Annotated in this window: 1 protein-coding gene; it reads left to right on the forward strand. The window is 60.6% G+C overall.

Annotation, left to right across the window (positions count from 1 at the left end; all coding sequences use genetic code 11):
- Nucleotides 1–1,753 (forward strand): hemagglutinin repeat-containing protein (locus BKD70_RS22205; RefSeq protein ID WP_175441022.1); only part of this gene is annotated, 1,753 nt, incomplete at both ends.

Genomic DNA, 1,753 nt, shown 5'->3' on the forward strand with positions numbered 1-1,753 from the left:
CGGTAGATAACAGCCACAAATACCTGATCGAAACCAACCCGGCGCTCACCGACCTCAAGCAGTTCATGAGCTCCGACTACCTGCTCGGCAAACTGGGCTACAACCCCGACGCCAGCTGGAAGCGCTTGGGCGACGGCCTGTACGAGCAACGCCTGATCCGCGAAGCCGTTGTGGCCCGTACCGGCCAACGCTACATCAACGGCCTTGCCAGTGATGACGCGCTGTTCCGCTACCTGATGGACAACGCCATCTCTTACAAGGACTCACTCAACCTGCAACTGGGCGTGTCCCTCACCGCCGAACAAGTCGCGGCACTGACCCACGACATCGTGTGGATGGAAGAAGCCGAGGTCAACGGCCAGAAAGTCCTCACCCCCGTGCTCTACCTGGCCCAGGCCAACAACCGCCTGGCCCCCAACGGCGCGCTGATCCAGGGCCAGGACGTGAGCCTGGTCACCGGCGGCGACCTGCACAACAGCGGCACCCTGCGCGCCACCAATAACCTGAGCATGGTTGCCAACAACATCGACAACAGCGGCCTGATGCAAGCTGGCAACCGCCTGGAAATGCTCGCCACCGACTCGGTCCGCAACACCCGTGGCGGCATCATCAATGGCCGCGACATCAGCGCCACCGCCGTGATCGGCGACATCATCAACGAACGCACCGTCACCACCTTCAAACAGGACGGCCAGGGCTACCAACTGCGCAACGACGTGGCCAGCGAAGCCTCCCGCTTCGAAGCCACCGACACGCTCAAGCTGAACGCCGGCCGCGACGTGCTCAACCTCGGCAGCAACCTCAAGGCCGGTGGCAACGCCAGCGTAACCGCAGGGCGTGATGTGCTGATCGCCAGCCAGACCGAACAGGACGACTACGCCTACCAACGCCGTCGCATCAGCGGCACCGAGCAAACCATCCTGCAACACACCTCTGCCGTGGACGTGGGTGGCAACCTCGCCATCGACGCCCGCCGCGACATCGCCGTGGTCGCCAGCACCGTCAGCGCCGCCAAAGACCTCAGCGTCAAAGCCGGCGAAAACCTGACCCTGGCCGCCGCCGCCAACGAACAACACGACTACTCCAAAGGCAAAAAAGGCGGCACCAAAACCACTACTCAACTGGACGACGTCACCCAACAAAGCGCCGAACTCAAAGCCGGCGGCGACCTGATCGCCATCGCCGGCACCGACCTGACTTTGGTTGCCAGCAAGATCAGCGCAGGCAATGAAGCCTATGTGCATGCGGATAACGAACTGCAAATGCTGGCGGCGCAGGACAGTCATTACTCGCTGTATGACATGAGCAAGAAGGGCAATTGGGGCAGCAAGAAGACTCAGCGTGATGAAGTGACCGATGTGAAGAGTGTCGGGAGCGAGATCAAGACTGGGGGGGATCTGACACTGGAGAGTGGTGGGGATCAGAAGTATCAGGCGGCGAAGCTTGAGAGTGGTGGGGATATTGCGATTGTCAGTGGAGGGGCGGTGACGTTTGAGGCGGTGAAGGATCTGCATCAGGAGAGTCATGAGAAGAGCAATAACAATGCCTTCTGGGTGTCCTCCAAAGGCAAAGGCAACACCGACGAAACACTGCGCCAGACCCAGATGGTTGCCGAGGGCAACATCGCGATCAAGGCGGTGGAAGGCCTGAAGATCGACGTCAATCAGGTCAATCAACAGACCGTCAGCCAATCGATTGAGGCGATGGTCAAGGCCGATCCGCAACTGGCCTGGATTAAGGATGCAGAGGCTCG

The sequence above is a fragment of the Pseudomonas sp. BS-2016 genome, from assembly GCF_001806145.1.
Classification (GTDB): domain Bacteria; phylum Pseudomonadota; class Gammaproteobacteria; order Pseudomonadales; family Pseudomonadaceae; genus Aquipseudomonas; species Aquipseudomonas lundensis.